The organism is Herbaspirillum camelliae (assembly GCF_001929405.1).
In the GTDB taxonomy this organism is placed as follows: domain Bacteria; phylum Pseudomonadota; class Gammaproteobacteria; order Burkholderiales; family Burkholderiaceae_D; genus Herbaspirillum; species Herbaspirillum seropedicae.
Genome location: NZ_KV880769.1, coordinates 87,750 through 105,054, shown reverse-complemented (window position 1 = coordinate 105,054; position 17,305 = coordinate 87,750). Strand labels below are relative to the sequence as shown.

13 protein-coding genes are annotated in these 17,305 nt (G+C 63.8%); 7 read left to right on the top strand and 6 right to left on the bottom strand.

Annotated features, from left to right (window positions below; translation table 11 throughout):
- Positions 1 to 51: 51 nt before the first annotated feature.
- The gene (locus BGK68_RS00445; RefSeq protein WP_075255450.1) at positions 52 to 1,806 is read right to left on the bottom strand and encodes an ArnT family glycosyltransferase; all 1,755 of its coding nucleotides are present in this window, start codon (positions 1,804 to 1,806) and stop codon (positions 52 to 54) included.
- 518 nt (positions 1,807 to 2,324) lie between these two features.
- On the opposite strand from BGK68_RS00445, the gene BGK68_RS00440 reads away from it, so the two are divergent.
- The 4 genes from BGK68_RS00440 to BGK68_RS00425 all read left to right on the top strand — a co-directional run bounded on the left by BGK68_RS00440 (position 2,325) and on the right by BGK68_RS00425 (position 5,773).
- Positions 2,325 to 3,521 carry an MFS transporter gene (locus BGK68_RS00440; protein WP_013235893.1) on the top strand — a complete coding sequence of 399 codons (1,197 nt, stop codon included), beginning with the start codon at positions 2,325 to 2,327 and terminating at the stop codon, positions 3,519 to 3,521.
- Positions 3,522 to 3,539: 18 nt separating this feature from the next.
- Positions 3,540 to 4,070, top strand: a complete 531-nt coding sequence (gene ssb / locus BGK68_RS00435) for a single-stranded DNA-binding protein (protein ID WP_075255448.1) — start codon at positions 3,540 to 3,542, stop codon at positions 4,068 to 4,070.
- 253 nt (positions 4,071 to 4,323) lie between these two features.
- On the top strand, positions 4,324 to 4,866 hold the full coding sequence (gene abiEi / locus BGK68_RS00430) for a type IV toxin-antitoxin system AbiEi family antitoxin (protein ID WP_233149211.1): 543 nt from the start codon (positions 4,324 to 4,326) through the stop codon (positions 4,864 to 4,866).
- The gene (locus BGK68_RS00425; protein WP_075255447.1) at positions 4,859 to 5,773 is read left to right on the top strand and encodes a nucleotidyl transferase AbiEii/AbiGii toxin family protein; all 915 of its coding nucleotides are present in this window, start codon (positions 4,859 to 4,861) and stop codon (positions 5,771 to 5,773) included. Before abiEi ends, BGK68_RS00425 begins: the two co-directional genes overlap by 8 nt.
- Before the next feature lie 227 nt (positions 5,774 to 6,000).
- Here the strand turns inward: BGK68_RS00425 and BGK68_RS00420 are convergent, their stop codons facing one another.
- From BGK68_RS00420 to BGK68_RS00410, 3 genes are all read right to left on the bottom strand, one after another.
- Positions 6,001 to 7,158 (bottom strand): branched-chain amino acid ABC transporter substrate-binding protein, encoded by a 1,158-nt coding sequence (locus tag BGK68_RS00420; protein WP_075255446.1) that lies wholly within the window; start codon positions 7,156 to 7,158, stop codon positions 6,001 to 6,003.
- A gap of 125 nt (positions 7,159 to 7,283) precedes the next feature.
- The gene (locus tag BGK68_RS00415) at positions 7,284 to 8,369 is read right to left on the bottom strand and encodes an ATP-binding protein (RefSeq protein WP_075255445.1); all 1,086 of its coding nucleotides are present in this window, start codon (positions 8,367 to 8,369) and stop codon (positions 7,284 to 7,286) included.
- A gap of 10 nt (positions 8,370 to 8,379) precedes the next feature.
- On the bottom strand, positions 8,380 to 9,120 hold the full coding sequence (locus tag BGK68_RS00410) for a response regulator (protein ID WP_048348624.1): 741 nt from the start codon (positions 9,118 to 9,120) through the stop codon (positions 8,380 to 8,382).
- A gap of 180 nt (positions 9,121 to 9,300) precedes the next feature.
- Between BGK68_RS00410 and BGK68_RS00405 the strand changes: the two genes are divergently transcribed.
- The 3 genes from BGK68_RS00405 to BGK68_RS00395 all read left to right on the top strand — a co-directional run bounded on the left by BGK68_RS00405 (position 9,301) and on the right by BGK68_RS00395 (position 14,460).
- Entirely contained in the window at positions 9,301 to 12,402 is a 3,102-nt protein-coding gene (locus BGK68_RS00405; protein WP_075255444.1) for an efflux RND transporter permease subunit, read from the top strand.
- A complete protein-coding gene (locus tag BGK68_RS00400; RefSeq protein WP_233149210.1) occupies positions 12,399 to 12,671 on the top strand; it encodes a hypothetical protein in 273 nt (90 codons plus the stop codon). The genes BGK68_RS00405 and BGK68_RS00400 overlap by 4 nt, the downstream gene beginning before the upstream one ends.
- A gap of 331 nt (positions 12,672 to 13,002) precedes the next feature.
- A complete protein-coding gene (locus BGK68_RS00395; protein ID WP_075255443.1) occupies positions 13,003 to 14,460 on the top strand; it encodes an APC family permease in 1,458 nt (485 codons plus the stop codon).
- A 94-nt stretch (positions 14,461 to 14,554) separates the two neighbouring features.
- On the opposite strand, the gene alr is transcribed toward BGK68_RS00395, so the two are convergent.
- Both alr and BGK68_RS00385 read right to left on the bottom strand, forming a co-directional pair.
- Entirely contained in the window at positions 14,555 to 15,661 is a 1,107-nt protein-coding gene (gene alr / locus BGK68_RS00390; RefSeq protein WP_075255442.1) for an alanine racemase, read from the bottom strand.
- Between the two features lie 84 nt (positions 15,662 to 15,745).
- Positions 15,746 to 17,200: an aldehyde dehydrogenase family protein gene (locus tag BGK68_RS00385; protein ID WP_075255441.1), complete on the bottom strand. Its 1,455-nt coding sequence runs from the start codon at positions 17,198 to 17,200 to the stop codon at positions 15,746 to 15,748.
- Positions 17,201 to 17,305: the final 105 nt, after the last annotated feature.

Sequence of the window (17,305 nt, the reverse complement as noted above, 5' to 3'; positions counted from 1 at the left end):
TGAAAAAAGCCGGCGCGAGGCCGGCTTGCGGAGTGTTGCCAATGGCTGTCGTCAGTCGGCGCGCCGGTAGACCTTGAGCAGTTGCCCATCGTCACCATCGCGGCGGCCTTCCCAGAACAGCTTCCACTGGCCCTGCGGCAGCGGCGTGTTGCCCGGTGTTTCCAGCAGCACCCAGCGGCACTGGGTCTGATAGACGCCATCGATGGGCTGGTGCAGGATGCCGGTGTAGTAATACAGCATCGGCGCCTCGGATTCGCCCAGGTTCTCGCTGGCCATGCAGTCGCCGTCCTGCCATTGGCCGGCGATCTGCTGCCTCAGGTCGGTGTAGACAAATTCATAACTCTTGCCATAGTCGGCCCAGGGCAAGAGCAGGGTGAAGGCCAGGCCCCACATCAGCGTGATACCGGCAAACCAGCTCAATGCACCGCGCCACTGGCCGGCCAGGCGCAACTGGCCCAGACCCCACAGCCACAGCGTGCTCATGCCGACGGCGGCGGCCAGCGCCAGTGGTTGCAGGGGCGTGACGAAGTTCAGCGGCAGCCACTGGCCCATGAAGTCGATCCAGTGATGATCAGCCGCCGGCAGGGACGAGACCACGTAGATCGCCCAGATCGCCGCCGCCAGCGCACCGAAGGCGATGCGCGAGAACCAGTCCCAGCCCAGGTGGAAGGCGTTGGGCAGCCGCACGATGGCGCGCGCGCCCAGCAAGGCCAGCGGCAACAGCACCGGCAGCAGATAGAGCTGGCGCGCCGTGGCCGAGCTTTGCAGCACCGCCAGGCTGATGGCCGCAAAGGCCAGCGGCAGCGCCACGCGCGGCGAGCCGGTCTGACGCCAGTCGCCGGTGGCCAGCGCCAGCACGGCCAGTACCGAGCCCGGCAGGGCGAAGCCGATCAGGGCGCGCAGGATCACCGTGTGGTCGTTGTCCGAGCCCAGCTTGTAGACCGAGAAACCGAAGAAGCGGCCGACGTTGTTGTCCCAGAACCATTCCATGAAGAGCGGCACCGAATGCTGCGCCAGCAAGGCCGGCCAGACCACGAAGAAGGGCAGCGACACCAGCACGGCTGCACCCACCATCTTCCAGTACGACAGGCTGCGGCAGGGGCGCACCAGCACACCCACGGCCATGGCCGTGGCGGCGAAGGTCAGCGGCACGAACAGGCCCTTGGTCATCTCGGTGATGCCTACCCCCAGGCCGAACCAGAAGGCGGCCGACCACGACGGCCTGCCACGCTCTTCATTGAGGGCAATGGCCAGCAGGCCATAGATGGCCATGACGCCACCGGTGACCAGGGCCACATCGGTGAACATGTCGTGGGCGTGCTTGATCATGCCCGGGGAGCCGGCAAACAGGGCCACCGTCCCCAGCACCGGCAGGCTCAGCACCCGGCGCTCGTTCCACATCAGCTGGGCGATGCGCGCCACGAACACCAGCGTGACCAGGTTGTAGAACACGCTGGCCAGCCGCGCACCCTCGTGATAGGGCAGCAGCGGGTAGAGCAGCTTGGCCAGCAGCATGGCCGTCCAGTAATACAAGGGCGGCTTTTCCATGAAAGGCTGGCCCGCATTGGTGGGGACCAGGTACTCGCCCGAGACCAGCATGTGATGGATGACGCCGAAGGTATAGGTCTCGTCCTGCTTCCAGGGACCGTGTCCGAAGATGCCCGGCAGCAGCCAGGCCAGGCCGGCCAAGACCAGCAGCAGCCAGCCGAAGCGAGCGAAGGTGGCCCGTTCACCGTAGGTCGATGCGGGCGTTGCGCTAACAGATGGGCCTACCTTGTTGATGGCGGGCGATTTGATCAAGAACATACTGGACACTGAATGCGAGCCAACAGAGGGCCCGCGGGAAAAATTGCAATATGGAAAACCGCGGCGACGTAGCACGAGCGTCTAGCTCGCTGCGTCGAACAGGGTCTTCTCCCCCTCGATACACGTGATCGGCTTATTTTTCTTGGCGGGGTGTGTTGCTTTGCGAAAAGTCAATCGTTGACGCCGCAAGCTTTTATAGGAAATGGCAGGAAAAATGAGCAGTTCGATATTTTGGCATAAAGAATCTACTCACTGACAAATTTGTCAGTTCATGCCAGCATAATTCGGCCATGGTTAACCTGTCGTCCCTTGAAGTGTTGGTTTGACGCACCACAATTCACTGAGAACAATCGACCGGGCGGTCCTAGCTCAACCTGACGGCGGGCTGGCCGATGCTGTTACCATAGCGTCTTTGCTCGCCAGTGCCGCCCTCATGAAAGGCGGCACGGCCGCCAACGCCAGTCTTTACCTGTATGTCTCACGCCACGAGTTCATCCGCACAGCCCGCCAAAGCCGGCATGTCGCGCGCCGAAGTGCGCGCCAGCGCCTCCCTGGCTTCCATCTTTTCCCTGCGCATGCTGGGTCTGTTCCTGGTCTTGCCGGTCTTTGCCGTGCACGCCCACAGCCTGCCCGGCGGCGACAACGACACCCTGGTCGGCATCGCCCTGGGCATCTACGGCCTGGCCCAGGCCTTCGGCCAGATCCCCTACGGCATCGCCTCGGACCGCTATGGCCGCAAGCGCATCATCGTGATCGGGCTGCTGCTCTTTGCGCTGGGCTCCTTCGTCGCCGCCGCCGCCACCAGCGTGATCTGGCTGCTGGTGGGGCGGGCCTTGCAGGGTTCCGGCGCGATCTCGGCGGCCATCACGGCCTTCATCGCCGACTCCACCCGCGAAGAGCACCGTACCAAGGCCATGGCCATGGTGGGCGCGTCCATCGGCGTGACCTTCGCGGTCTCGATGGTGGCCTCGCCGCTGCTCTACAAGTCCATCGGCATGGGCGGCATCTTTGGCCTGACCGGCGTGCTCTCGCTGATCGCCATCGCCGTGGTGGTATGGGTCGTACCGGCCGCGCCGCTGGTCCAGGCCCGGCGGGTGCCGCTCAGGGAAGTGCTGCGCCATGGCGAGCTGATGCGCCTGAACTTCGGCGTATTCACGCTGCACCTGACCCAGGTGGCGATGTTCATGGTGGTGCCCGGCGCGCTGGTGCAACTGGCCGGCCTGCCGCTGGGCGAGCACTGGAAGATCTACCTGCCGGTGGTGCTGGCGTCCTTCGTATTGATGCTGCCGCCGGTCTTCGTGGCCGAGAAGTATGGCCGCATGAAACAGGTCTTCCTGGGCGCCATCGGCCTGATGTTGCTGGTGCAGCTGGGCTTCTGGGCGGTGCTGTCCCATCCGCTGGGACACTGGTGGATGCTGGTGGCGCTGCTGTTCCTGTTCTTTGTGGCTTTCAACATCCTGGAAGCCTCGCAGCCCTCGCTGGTGTCGCGCATCGCACCGCCCGCCGCCAAGGGCGCCGCCCTGGGCGTCTACAACACCCTGCAGGCGCTGGGACTGTCCTGCGGCGGCGCCCTGGGGGGATGGATCAAGCAAAATGTCGGGATTTCGGAGGTCTTTGCGTTATCGGCTGTGGTCACGCTGACCTGGCTTATAATCGCGGCTAACATGAAAAACCTGCCGCGCCGCTCTGCGCCGGCGGCGGGTGCAACAGCCTAAACGTATTCAGGAGAAACAATGGCATCGGTCAACAAAGTCATCATCGTCGGTAACCTCGGACGCGATCCGGAAACGCGCTACATGCCCAATGGCGAAGCCGTCACCAACATCGCCGTGGCCACGACCGAGAGCTGGAAGGACAAGAACACCGGCGAAAAGAAGGAACTCACCGAATGGCACCGCATCACCTTCTACCGCAAGCTCGCTGAAATCGCCGGCCAGTACCTGAAGAAGGGTTCGCAGATCTACGTCGAAGGCCGCCTGCAGACCCGCAAGTGGCAGGACAAGGAAGGCGTGGAGCGCTACACCACCGAAATCATTGCCGACACCATGCAGATGCTGGGCAGCCGCCAGGGTGGCGGTGGCGGCGGCATGGATGAGGGCAGCTACGGTGGTGGTGGTGGTGGTGGCGGCAGCTACGGCGGCGGCGCCCCGCGTCAGAGCGCCGGTGGCGGCGGTGGTGGCGGCGGCAGCAGTGCGCCGCGCCAGCAGCCGGCCCAGCGTCCGGCGCCCAACTTCTCGGATATGGATGACGATATTCCGTTCTGAGGTATACCAAGCAGGTTGATGTAATTAAAACCCCATAACTTATTGAAGTTGTGGGGTTTTTCATATGGCTAAGCGAAATTCTGCAAATCGTACGATCTTACGAGAAATCTCTCTGCCTTCGAGCTGGCGGGCTATGCACACCAGAATCATGCGAACACAAGTCATTTCATATTAAGTAAATTGATACCCTACATTTTATTAGGCTATACTTTGACTTATTCGCCGGACTGCAGGGTAAGGCCCAAGGAGTTGCATGATGAACAAAATGGAGGCCATCAACAAACTAGCCGCGCTAGATCGGATGGGGATTTACGTTCTTGCCAAGAGCGATCTAGCTAAGGCATTCCCGGACGAGAAAGAAAAGGCTTTCGAGAAATCCCTGCAGCGCTTGGTCGCCGATGGAATTCTGCAGCGAGTGGCCAAGGGAATCTACGTCAATGCGTTGGCGAGATCCAAGAAGGGCAACGTCATCGAGGATATCGCCGCGGTTTTGCGCCGGGGCCATTACTCCTACGTAACGAGAGAATCCATGCTCTCCGAATACGGGGTTATTTCGCAAGTACCGATGAGTCGCATCACGCTCATGACAACGGGGGCGAATGGTATTTACGATACGCCGTACGGCACCATTGAATTTACCCACACGAAACGTCGACCGGCAGAGCTCATTCAGAGAACGATCACCGTGAAAGGCCGGCCGCTGCGCCTTGCCACTAAGCAGGCCGCAGTCGCTGATCTGGTGCGCGCCGGCCGCAATACCAGCATGATCGACACAAAGGAGCTTGACGATGCCTGAAGACTTCAAAGAGCTCGTCGACGTTGCGATGCAGCAGCCCGGCCGTACGGCCATGCGGCCTGTGGTGGAAAAGGAGATTCTTCACTACGACATCTTCTACGCCCTTGACGCGGCAGGTCTGCTCAAGGACCTGGTTTTCCAAGGCGGCACATCGTTGCGATTGTGTCGAGGGTCCAACCGCTTCAGTGAGGACCTTGATTTCGCTGGCGGACGCGACTTCACTTCGCAGAAGATGGACGCCATCAAAGCGTGCATCGAAAAGCACATCGGCGAACGGTACGGCCTGGTGGTGGAAGTGAAGGAGCCAAAGGAGATGGCCACCTCTCCTAATTATGAAAATGTACGTGTCGACAAGTGGCAGGTAAGTGTCGAGACGTCCCCTCAGCAGAGCGACATGCCGCGCCAGCGGATTAAGCTTGACATTGCAAACGTCCCAGCGCACACCAGCGAGCTCGTTCCTTTGCGGCAAAACTACGATTTCCTACTGGGTTATGGCTCAGTGCTCGTTAATGCCGAGACCATCGACGAGATCCTCGCAGACAAGTTGGTGGCATTCCCTGCATCGATAAAGAACATCCGCTACCGCGATATTTGGGACATTGCGTGGCTCATGCAGCAGGGCGCCAAGCTGGATCCAACGCTCGTTGAACGCAAAATAGAGGACTACCACATCGAGAACTACGAGCAGCTGCTTGATGATGCGATCGAAAGGCTACCTGGCCTCATCGACGGGAAGCCCTTTATCGATCAGATGATCAGGTTTATTGATGCGGAAACTATCGCCAGAACATTGCGTGAGCTGAAGTTTGCAGATTATCTCAAGGGCACAGTGGGGGGCGTACTGAAGGGGATGGCAGCGCATCTCAAGGATGTTCGCGATGACCAAGGGTACAGTTTCAGGATGTAGCACGCGGCATGCCCAATGCTCTTGGGGCAGGATTTCTTGTTTTTCTTGTGTTATTTGCAAAACTGACTAACGCAGCAAAGCTGATTTACCAAAAGTCCGTGGTTGCTGTTCCCTGCAGTTTGGCCTTCCCCCGGCATGACGTCCACTTCCCAGGCAACCCCTGGCTTCCTCCTGGAACGAGGGATTTGTCTTTTTTTCCGGGTGCGCTGGATGTCTGAGGCCAAACGCTAACTGCACCCCACCTGCCGTGCATTGGCGCTGCCCGGCGCAAAGAACTCCACCGCCTGCCAACGTTCCTGGTAGCGCAACAAGGTATAGCGCGGATGGGCATTGGCCCCAGCGGCGTCGAAGCTCAGCGTTCCATGCAGCCCCGCATGGCGCATCCGGTGCAGCGCAGCGGCGATCCTGTCGCCATCGTCGCTGCCAGCCTGGACAATGGCGGCGGTCAGCACGCTGGCGGCATCGTAGGCATAGAAGGAGTAAGTCGTGGGCGCGGCGCCGAAGCGGCGCTGGTAGGTCTGCGTCATGGCTTTCCATTGCGGGCAATGGGGGCGGGCGATTTCGTATTCCAGCACATGCAGGCGTAGTTCCAGCGGCGCTGGCAGGCTCAGGTTGCTGGCGCCGCCGGTGAGCAGGAGGCGCGCCGTCGTGCGGGTCCGGTTGGCTCCGTCGATGAAGGCCCGCGCCTGCGGATACAGGCCCACGAAGACGATGACATCGGCCTGGTGCGCTTGCGCCGCCTTCAGCGCGGCATGGAAATCGGTGCTGCGGCGGCCCACCTGGTAGCGCGCCAGTGCGATCTGCTGGGCGCTGCCGCCCAGGTTCCCGACCAGCGTATCGGCCAGTGCGCGGCTATAGGCCGCGTCGCTCTGGATCACGAAGATGCGTCGCCCCTGCAGCGAACGCGTGGCCACCTCGGCCAGCGTGGCGGCCAGCTCGCGGGTGCCGCCCACGACACGGAAGGGCATGCGGTTGCCCATGCCGGTCCATTGGCTGCTGGTGGCGGTAAAGCCGATCTGCGGAATCTGTGCGCTTTCATAGATCGCGGCAGTGGCCAGGGCGGCATCGCTGCTCCACGGGCCGATGACGCCAGCGACCTTTTCCTTGACGTAATAGCGGGCGATATTGACGGCGAAGTTCTCGTTGCCGTGATCGTCCTGCGGCAACAGCTCGAAGCGCAGCGGCGAGCGTCGCTTTGCCGCCAGCGCATTGGCCTCGTCGATGGCCAGTTGCGCGCCCTGCAGCGCGCTCTGGGCGATCGGCTCGGACAAGCGGCCGGTGAAACCTAGTGCGATGGTCTTGCGCTCCTGCGCCCATGCGGCCTGCATGAACGCACACAGCAACAACACGCCCGCCAGCATCCGCCTTGCTCCGGCTCTGCGCATGGTGTCCCCCCTTGGTCCGCCGAGTTTGTCTGACCCCTCTGATGTTCGTGAACTTTGTGATCTTTGTGAGCTTTATGTGCTCATTCTTCAAGCCAACTGCCTGAGGAAAATATACACATCATTGCTCAATGAGGCCAGCGCACTTCGAAGCAAGCGCCCCCCAGCTCGGAGGAGCGGCAATCGGCCGTGCCATGATGCGCGCTGGCAATGGCGCGCACCACGGCCAGCCCCAGGCCGCTGCCTTTCTGCTGGGCGTCGCCGGTACGCGCGCCGCGATGGAAGGCGTCGAAGATCATCTGTGCATCGCTGGCGGCAATACCGGGGCCGCTGTCTTCCACGCACAGGCTGTGCATGCCGGCGAGGCTGCGCGTGCTGATGCGCAGCAGCCCGGGAGAGGCGTGCTGCAAGACGTTTTCCAGCAAGGCCAGGAGCGCCTGGCGGATGCGCACCGGATCGCAGCGGCTGCGCTGCACGCTGGTCTCCAGCTGTAGCCGGAAGCCCCTCTCCTGCAGCGCCGGTTCGCAGGCCTTGAGCACGGTCATGATGTCGGCCTGCAGGTCGGTTTCCTGCAGCTGTACGCGCAGATGCCCGCTCTCGGCCAGGCCGACGATGCGCAGGTCCTCGATCAGCCGACCCAGGCCTTCGACCTGGGCCAGCAGGCTGGAGAAGAGCGCAGGTTCGGGCTGGAACACGCCATCCGACAGTCCTTGCAGGCGGCCGCGCAGGATTGTCACCGGCGTGCGCAGTTCATGGGCGATGGCGGCGTTCCAGAAGATGCGTTCCTGCTGGACGCGCTCCAGCCGCTCAGCCATGGCGTTGAAGTCATTGATGAGCTGCCAGGCCTCGTCCAGCGGTTGCCGTTCGGCGGCGGCACGCGCCGACAGGTCGCCCTGCGCGACCCGGCGCAGGCTGGTGGCCACCGAATTGAGGGGCGTGAGGATGCGGCGCGACAGCCGCACCGCCACCCACAGCGCGATGGACAGGCCGATCAGGGTGGTGGCCAGGATCCAGCCCCACTCCACCGGCGAGGGCAGCCAGCTGTCCGGCGCCGACATGGCCGTGGGGAAGAAGATGAACATGGTCGAATAGAAGGCATACGAACCCAGCAGCACCATGAGCATGATGGCCACCGCCAGGACCACGACCGCGGTGACGATCTGGCGCGCCAGTCCTTTGCTGCGCCAGATCGAGAAGAAGGTCCCGTGCTTCACCAGCCTCTCCTCAACTGCCTTGCTGGAAGCGGTAGCCCACGCCGCGTATGCTCACCGGGATGCCGGCGATGCCCAGGTCTTCCAGCTTCTTGCGCAGCTTGCTGACGTGGCTGTCCACGGTGCGCTCCAGCGTATCGCCCTCGGGCAGGCAGGAGGCCAGCAGCTCGGCGCGGCTGAACACGCGCCGGGGCGCACGCGCCAGCTGGGCCAGCAGCTTGAATTCGGTCAGGGTGAGCACCAGGGTATGGCTCACCCCCTCGATCTCGGCCACCACCTCGTGCTGCTCGAAGTCGATCACGAAGGGCGGAACACGCAGCACCTGGCGGTCATCGCGCTCTTCGCGCGGCAGGCTGCGGCGCAGGACTGCCTCCACCCGCGCCACCACCTCGGCCGGGTTGAAGGGCTTGACCACGTAATCGTCAGCGCCGATGCGCAGGCCGGTCAGCTTGTCCACGTCCTGGTCCAGGGCGGTGAGCAGGATGACGGGGGTATTGTCGCGCTGGCGGATCTGCGACAGCACCTGCCAGCCATTGACCTGCGGCATCTGGATGTCCAGCAGGACCAGGTCGGGCTTGAGCGCCAGGTGCAGCTCCAGCGCCCTCGCGCCATCGGCGGCATGCACGCTGCGCATGCCATTGCGGGCCAGGTAGGCGGCCAGGATCTCGGCGATCTCGGGCGCATCCTCGGCAATGAGGATCAGTGCGCCAGCCGCTGGGGGCGCTGTGGTCGGGGCCGGTTCACCGGTGTGCATGGGGGGGGACAATCTTTCCTTCTCCATCAAAACTCCATCGTTGTATCGCGCAATCATCACGCTCATCGCCCAGACTCCGCCTTCGCTCGCGATTGTACTGTCGGCTTGCCCAAAGGGGCAAAAATGCTGTCTTCCCCCGAAGCCGGCGCTTACCGCGTGCCTGACTGATGGAGTTTCTGCATGCCTCGTTTTTTCATTGACCGTCCCATCTTCGCCTGGGTGGTCGCCTTGTTCATCGTGCTCTTCGGCGTGATCGCCATGAGCCAGCTGCCCATTGCGCGCTATCCCTCGGTCGCCCCGCCGTCGGTCTCGATCAACGCCACCTATCCGGGCGCCACGCCGCAGACCATGAACGACGGCGTCATCAGCCTGATCGAGCGCGAGCTCTCGGGGGTGAAGAACCTCTTGTACTTCGAATCCTCGGCCGATACCTCGGGGACCGCCCAGATCAGCGTCACCTTCAAGCCCGGCACCGATCCCGAGCTGGCCCAGGTGGACGTGCAGAACAAGCTCAAGGCCATCGAAGCCCGCCTGCCGCAGACGGTGCGCCAGAACGGCGTGACGGTGGAATCGGCGGCCTCCAGTTTCCTGCTCATGGTCAGCCTCACCTCGGTGGATGGCCGCTATGACGAAGTGCGCCTGAACGACTACCTGGCGCGCAACATCGTGGAGGAACTGCGTCGCACGGAAGGTGTGGGACGGGTGCAACTGTTCGGGGCCGAACAGGCCATGCGCATCTGGATCGATCCCTTCAAGCTCAACGCCTACGGCCTGACCGTGACCGATATCAGCACGGCCGTCAGCCAGCAGAACGCCCAGATCGCCCCGGGCCGGCTGGGCGACACACCGGCCGTGCGCGGCCAGCAGATCGCCATGCCGCTGACGGTCCAGGGGCAATTGCAGTCGCCGGCGCAGTTCGCCGCCATCGTGCTCAAGGCCAAGGCGGATGGCTCGCGCGTGCTGCTGGGCGATGTCGCCCGGGTGGAACTGGGTGCGCAGTCTTATGCCTTCGCCAACCGTGAGAATGGCAAGCCCGCGGGCGTGGCCGCCGTGCAGCTCTCGCCCGGGGCCAATGCGGTGCGCACTGCGGCGGCCATCCAGGCGCGCATGGAAGAGTTGCGCCCCAGCCTGCCGCAGGGCATGGCCTTCTCGCTGCCTTACAACACGGCGCCCTTCGTCAAGATCTCGATCCAGAAGGTGGTACAGACCCTCATCGAGGCCATGGTGCTGGTGTTCCTGGTGATGTACCTGTTCCTGCAGAACGTGCGCTATACGGTCATTCCGGCCATTGTTGCGCCTATTGCGCTGCTGGGGACGCTGGCGGTGATGCAGTTGGCCGGCTACTCGGTCAACGTGCTGACCATGTTCGGGATGGTATTGGCCATCGGCATCATCGTCGATGACGCCATCGTGGTGGTGGAAAACGTCGAACGCATCATGGCGCATGAAGGCCTGGGACCGCGCGAAGCCACCATCAAGGCCATGGGCGAGATCACCGGCGCCATCATCGGCATCACCCTGGTGCTCACTGCCGTCTTCATCCCCATGGCCCTGGCCGGTGGCTCGGTGGGTGTGATCTACCGGCAGTTTTCCGTGGCCATGGCGGTGTCGATCCTGTTCTCGGCCTTCCTGGCGCTGAGTCTGACGCCGGCCCTGTGCGCCACGCTGTTGCGCCCGGTTCCTGCCGGTCATCACGACAAGCGCGGGTTCTTTGGCGCCTTCAACCGCGCTTTCAATCGGCTTACCGCCCGCTATGAATCCGCGCTGGGCCGCCTGATCGCACGCGGTCTGCGCATGATGCTGGTGTATGCGGCCCTGTCGGGCTTGCTGGTGGTGGGCATGCAGGCCTTGCCCTCGGCGTTCCTGCCGGAAGAAGACCAGGGCTATTTCATGACCTCCTTCCAGCTGCCGGCTGACGCCACCACCGAGCGCACGGCGCGCGCCGTGGACCAGTTCGAGCGTTATCTGAAGGGGCGCGAGGATATCGGGGCGAACCTGTCGGTGCTGGGATTCGGTTTTTCCGGCTCAGGCCCGAACGCGGCCATGGCCTTTACCGAACTGAAGGACTGGAAGGAGCGCAAGGGCTCTACTTCGGCCGCCGAAGCCATGTCGGCGCAGGCGGCCATGCAGTCCGGCGTGGATGGCATGGTCATGAGCCTGCTGCCGCCGGCCATTGAAGAGCTGGGCAATTCCTCCGGCTTCGCCATGCGTCTGCAGGACCGCGCCAACCAGGGCTATGCCGCGCTCAAGGCGGCCGAGGCCCAGTTGCTGGCGCTGGCGGCCAAGAGCCGCAAGCTCAGCGGCGTCTATTCCGATGGCCTGCCGGCAGGCGCCAGCATCCAGCTGGAGATTGATCGCCACAAGGCCGCTGCGCTGGGCGTGTCGTTCTCCAGCATCAGCGATACCTTGTCGGCGGCCATGGGGTCCTTCTATGTCAATGACTTCCCCAATGCCGGGCGCATGCAGCAAGTCATCCTGCAAGCCCAGGCCAGCTCGCGCATGCAGCTCGAGGATGTGATGAAACTGTATGTGCGCAACCAGAGCGGCGGCATGGTGCCGCTGGCCGAACTGGTCAAGGCTTCCTGGCGCGAGGCGCCCACGCAGTTGCAGCGCTACCAGGGTTTCCCGGCAGTGCGCATCTCCGGCAGCGCCGCCCCCGGCGTAGCCAGCGGCGAAGCCATGGCCGAGATGGAAAGACTGGCGCAGCAGTTGCCGCCGGGCTTTGCCGTGGCCTGGACCGGCCAGTCCCTGCAGGAACGCCTGTCGGCTGCGCAGGCGCCCATGCTGATGGCCTTGTCCATGTTGGTGGTGTTCCTGGTGCTGGCGGCGCTCTACGAGAGCTGGAGCATTCCGCTGTCGGTGATGCTGGTGGTGCCGCTGGGCCTGGTGGGGGCAGTGGCGGCGGTGATCCTGCGCGACATGCCCAATGACGTCTTCTTCAAGGTGGGCATGATCACCGTCATCGGCCTGTCCGCCAAGAACGCCATCCTCATCGTCGAGTTCGCCCGCCAGCTGCGCAGCGAAGGGATGGGGCTGGTGGAGGCGGCGATCAAGGCCTCGGTGCTGCGCCTGCGCCCCATCCTGATGACTTCGCTGGCCTTTGCGCTGGGCGTGGTGCCGCTCATGCTGGCCTCGGGCGCCAGCGCCGAGACGCAGCGCGCCATCGGCACGGGCGTCTTCGGCGGCATGGTCAGCGCCACGGTGTTGGCGGTGCTGTTCGTGCCGGTGTTCTTTGTGCTGGTGCTGGGCTTTGCGCAGCGCCTGGCGCGCAAGGGGCGATGATGTGCCCGCGCGCCGACCTGCGCCTGTATGGCAAGCGCCTGCTCAACGACCGCGAGCAGATCCATCACGCACAGTATCGCGGGCATGACATCCGTGTCATCGGCGTCCAGGGCCTCAATGGCTGGACCCTGGCCCTGCGCATCTTCCATGAGGGCAAGCGGCTGGTGCGGTATCGCCAGGACAGCCCGCTCTACCTCGACTTCGAACATGCGCGCATCGCCGGCCTCCTGCGCGCCTATGAACTGATCGAGCGGCGGTTGGCGGGCTGAGTTTTTCCCTCCTTATCGTCAGCGTTGCGTCAGCAACTGAGGCCGACCCGCCACAGCGCGGGCCGGCTCTTGCATTTTCTTCATCGGCCCCGCGCCACGCCGTTTTCTTCCGCCCTACAATCGTTTGCACTGATGCAGCGGCCCTACCTGGACGGCACGACCTAGCTGCCAATTTGGGTTAAAGAAAACAGCCGCACCTCTCTAGAATGCCATCACCCCTCACGCTGCCCGCCGGGCGCGGAAGACGCCGATGATCGCTTGCCTCGCTGCAAGCACGAGACGATCACGGCGATGACGAGACGCAAGTGTTTTTAGATAAGGTAAGGGTCCGATGAGCCAGGTCGATTGCACTACCCAAGACAAAGAAGAGAATGCGCTGCGCAAGAACGCCCTGGGCGTGGGTTTCATCATCTTCTTCGTGGTCTCTGCCGCCAGTCCGCTGAGCGTCATCGCCGGTGGTTTTCCCATCGGCATCATGCTGGGCAACGGCGCCGGCACGCCGGCCTTGCTGGTGCTGATTCTGCTGCTGTTGCTGGCCTTCTCGGTGGGCTACACCACCATGGCGCGCCACGTCACCAATGCCGGCGGTTTCTACGCCTTCTCCAGCGCCGGCCTGGGCGGCATCGCCGGCGGCGTGGCCGGGGTGCTGGCCATGTTCGCCTACAACATCCTGCAGATCGGGCTCTATGGCATGTTCGGCGGCGTGATGTCGGCCACCTTCTCGGACATCTTCGGCATCCACCTGGCCTGGTGGGTCTACGCCGCCGTGGCCATGCTGAGCGTGGCCGTCCTCGGCTATCGCAACATCGACCTGTCGGCGCGGCTGCTCTCGGTGGTGGTGGTGGCCGAGTACCTGGCGGTGCTGGTGCTGGATTTCTGTATCCTGCGTTCGGGCGGCGATCATGGCGTCAATCTGGATTCCTTCTCCCCCGCCAACGTCATGAGCGGCACGCCTTCCATCGGCCTGCTCTTTGCCTTTGCCGCCTTCATCGGTTTCGAGGCCACCACCATCTATGGCGAAGAAGCCAAGAACCCCAAGCGCGCCATCCCCATCGCCACCTATACCTCGGTGCTGCTGATCGGCGGCTTCTACGGCATCTCGCTCTGGTCGCTCATCATCGGCGCCGGCAGCGACAAGGTGGTCAAGCTGCTCGAGGGCATGCAAGACCCGACCGCCTTCATCTACCTGATGTCGGATCACTACGCGGGACCGGGATTGACAGCCGTCATCCGCATCCTCTTCGTCATCAGCATCTACGCCGGCCTGCTGGCCTTCCACAGTTCGGCTGCGCGCTACTTCTACGCCGTGGGCCGCGATGGCCTGCTGCATCGCCTGCTGGGCACCACCCACCGCACCTACCAGAGCCCGCACATGGGGTCCGCGCTGCAGAGCGTGATTGCTGCGGTGGTCGTCACGCTCTTCGCGGTCTTCGACGCTCATCCCATCCTGCACCTGTTCGCCTGGTTCTCCAGCCTGGCCGCGCTGTGCCTGATGCTGCTCATGATCATGACCTCGGCCGCCGTGATCTGCTATTTCCGCCGCCGCCCCGAGGCCTGCAACAGCGCCTGGCGCGTGCGCATCCTGCCGGCCGTGTCGCTGCTGGCGCTGCTCTACATCCTCAGCACCGCGATCCTGCATTTCGATGTCCTCACCGGCGCCAGTCGGTCCATGTCCTATGCCTTGTGTTCGATGATCCCGCTGGCCATCGTGCTGGGTGTGATGCTGGCCACGCGCCTGCGCCGCTGTGCACCCTTGCGCTTTGCCGCCCTGGGCAGCCACAAGCTGTAAGCGCGCCCAACCGCGTCGTCACAAGAAAGACGGGCCTTGCAATTCAATATTTCAAGGCCCGTCTTGTTGTTGCTGCATCCACACCAACGTGCGTTCACTCAAGGTAGTGACGGCGATAGCGATGGCGCAGGCTGGTCAGGATCTCATAGGCATTGGTGCCGGCCTGCACGGCCAGGGCGTTGATGTCTTGCTGCGCATCCAGCACATCGAAGAGCAGGCCAGGACACAAGCGCGCCGGATCGATGGCGCTGAGGTCCACGGTGATGCTGTCCATCGAGACCCGCCCGATCAGCGGCGCCTCGACCCCCTCCAGTCGCAGCACGCCGCGATTGCTGGCGCTGCGCAGATAGCCATCGGCGTAGCCCAGTGCAATCGTGCCCACGCGGGTCGGTCGGCTGGCTTGCCAGGTGTGGTTGTAGCCCACCGATTCGCCGGCCTGGAGGTCGCGCCACTGGATCAGCGGCGCCTGCAGGCGCAATACGGGACGCATGGGATTGGGTCCCGCTCCGCCCGGATGCACCCCGTACAAGGCCGCCCCTGGCCGCACGCAGCCGAAATGGAAATCCGCACCGAGGAAGATGCCGGAGGAATTGGCCAGGCACCCAGGAATCTCGGGCCAATGCTGGCGTATCGCCAGGAAGCGTTCCAGCTGATGCCGGTTCAGCGGATTGGTAGTTTCCTCGGCGCTGACCAGGTGGCTCATCAGGAAGGTAGGCGCGATGCCCGCCAGCCCCAAGCGCGACCCTGCCAGCTGCGCCACTTCTGCCGGAGCCAGCCCCAGTCGCGCCATGCCGGTATCGACCTGCAGCGCTGCGGCCAGCGGGAAGTCCAGTTGGCGGGCATAGGATTGCCAGCTGCGCACCTGCTCCAGGCTGTTGAGCACGGGCGTGAGGCCGTAGTGCAGACAGAGCAGTTCGTCCCCCGGCAGCGTTCCGTTCAGGATGTGCAGTCGCGCACCCTTGGGCCAATGATCGGCCAGTGTCTGTTTCAGGCTCACGCCCTCGCTGACCAGGGCCACGAAGAACTCGCGGCAACCCGCCGCCAACAGGGCGCGCACCACCATGGTCGCCCCCAGTCCATAGGCATCGGCCTTGACCACCGCACCACAGCGCGCCGGCGCCACCCGTGCGGAAAGCGTCTTCCAGTTGGCCACGATGGCGGGCAGGTCGATGGTCAGCGAGGCAGTGGGATGAGTGGACATGTCAGCAGCAGGGCAAGGATGAAAAAAGGACGCAGCGCAGCTCGCACCGCGTTGCGTCCATCAGGAGGAAGAAGAGGGCAAGGCTCAGGAAGCCAGCAACACGGTCACGGTCTTTTCTTCGGTGTAGGCCAGTGCACCGGCCAGACCGCCTTCGCGTCCCATGCCGCTATCCTTGATGCCGCCCCAGGGCAGGTTGGCGTCCAGCGGGCTCCAGCAATTGACGCCCACCGCGCCCACCTTCACGCCCGCGGCCACGCGATGCGCGCGCGCCAGGTTGTTGGTCCAGACCGTGGCGGCCAGTCCATACTTCGAATCATTGGCCAGGGCGATGGCTTCTTCTTCGGTATCGAAGCTGATGATGGTGCCCACCGGCCCGAAGATTTCCTCGCGGGCGATGCTCATGCCATTGTTGGCGTCGGCAAAGATGGTCGGCTGCACGAACCAGCCCTTGTCCGGACGCGAGACGCCGCCGGCCAGCAGCGTGGCGCCCTCATCCAGGCCTTGCTGGATGTAGCGGTTCACGCGTTCGAACTGCGCCTTCTTGGCCACCGGCCCCATGCGCACACCCGGCTGGCTGGGATCGCCCACCGTGATGCCGGCGGCGGCCTCGGCCAGCGCCTTGGCGAAGCGCTGCGCCAGGCTGCGCTGCACCAGGATGCGCGACCCCGCCGCGCACACCTGGCCCTGGTTGACGAACAGGCCCAGGGTGCAACCAAAGAGCGCGTCCTCGAAGGGCGCATCCTCAAAGACGATCTGCGGACTCTTGCCGCCCAGTTCCAGGGTCACGCGCTTGAACTGTTCACCGGCAATGCGCTGGATCGCGCGGCCCGCTTCGGGGCTGCCGGTAAAGCTGATCTTGGCCACATCGGGATGCTCGCACAGAGCGCGTCCGACGCTGTTGCCATAGCCGGTCACCACATTGATCACGCCATCCGGGAAGCCCGCCTCCTGCGCCAGGCGCGCCAGGTGCAGCGCCGACTGCGGGGTTTCCTCGGCCGGCTTGATCACCACCGTGCAACCGGCCGCCAGCAGCGCCGCGACTTTCCAGCTGGTGATCATCAACGGCGCATTCCACGGCAGGATCGCCCCGACCACGCCAATCGGATCGCGCACCGTATAGGACAAGGTGGGCTTGCCCATATAGCCAGCGGTGGGAATGGTGCGGCCTTCCATCTGGTTGGCCCAGCCGGCGGCGGCGCGCAGGTGGCTGATGGCATTGGGCACATCCATCATGCGCGGCTCCATCGGCGAGCGGCCGATGGCGCGGGCATCCATGTCGGCCAGCAGCTCGGTATCACGCTCGACCAAGGCCGCCAGCTTGTGCAGCAGTTGTCCGCGTTGCAGGCCCGAGAGCTTGCTCCAGGCCCCGCCTTCCAGTTGCGCCTTGGCCGCCGCGACGGCGCGCGTCACATCGGCTGCCGTGCCTTGCGCTGCACTGGCGTAGATTTCCTCGTTGATGGGATTGACCAGGTTCATGCGCTGGCCGTCGGAGGCCTCGGTGGCCTCGCCTGCAATAAAGTGCTGAAGATGGAGAGACATGCTCATTCTCGTGTTGGCGGTTGTCGAGGGATACGGCGTGCGGCAGCTTGCGCGCCGCTTACGCTGGGAGTTACGCAGATGCGCCTGCATGCAGCCAGAATGTAG

Excerpts from the sequence above, each read along its gene's own strand:
- BGK68_RS00445 (WP_075255450.1), bottom strand. The coding sequence starts at position 1,806 with ATGTTCTTGATCAAATCGCCCGCCATCAACAAGGTAGGCCCATCTGTT.
- BGK68_RS00440 (WP_013235893.1), top strand. The coding sequence starts at position 2,325 with ATGTCGCGCGCCGAAGTGCGCGCCAGCGCCTCCCTGGCTTCCATCTTT.
- ssb (WP_075255448.1), top strand. The coding sequence starts at position 3,540 with ATGGCATCGGTCAACAAAGTCATCATCGTCGGTAACCTCGGACGCGAT.
- abiEi (WP_233149211.1), top strand. The coding sequence starts at position 4,324 with ATGATGAACAAAATGGAGGCCATCAACAAACTAGCCGCGCTAGATCGG.
- BGK68_RS00425 (WP_075255447.1), top strand. The coding sequence starts at position 4,859 with ATGCCTGAAGACTTCAAAGAGCTCGTCGACGTTGCGATGCAGCAGCCC.
- BGK68_RS00420 (WP_075255446.1), bottom strand. The coding sequence starts at position 7,158 with ATGCGCAGAGCCGGAGCAAGGCGGATGCTGGCGGGCGTGTTGTTGCTG.
- BGK68_RS00410 (WP_048348624.1), bottom strand. The coding sequence starts at position 9,120 with ATGCACACCGGTGAACCGGCCCCGACCACAGCGCCCCCAGCGGCTGGC.
- BGK68_RS00405 (WP_075255444.1), top strand. The coding sequence starts at position 9,301 with ATGCCTCGTTTTTTCATTGACCGTCCCATCTTCGCCTGGGTGGTCGCC.
- BGK68_RS00400 (WP_233149210.1), top strand. The coding sequence starts at position 12,399 with ATGATGTGCCCGCGCGCCGACCTGCGCCTGTATGGCAAGCGCCTGCTC.
- BGK68_RS00395 (WP_075255443.1), top strand. The coding sequence starts at position 13,003 with ATGAGCCAGGTCGATTGCACTACCCAAGACAAAGAAGAGAATGCGCTG.
- alr (WP_075255442.1), bottom strand. The coding sequence starts at position 15,661 with ATGTCCACTCATCCCACTGCCTCGCTGACCATCGACCTGCCCGCCATC.
- BGK68_RS00385 (WP_075255441.1), bottom strand. The coding sequence starts at position 17,200 with ATGTCTCTCCATCTTCAGCACTTTATTGCAGGCGAGGCCACCGAGGCC.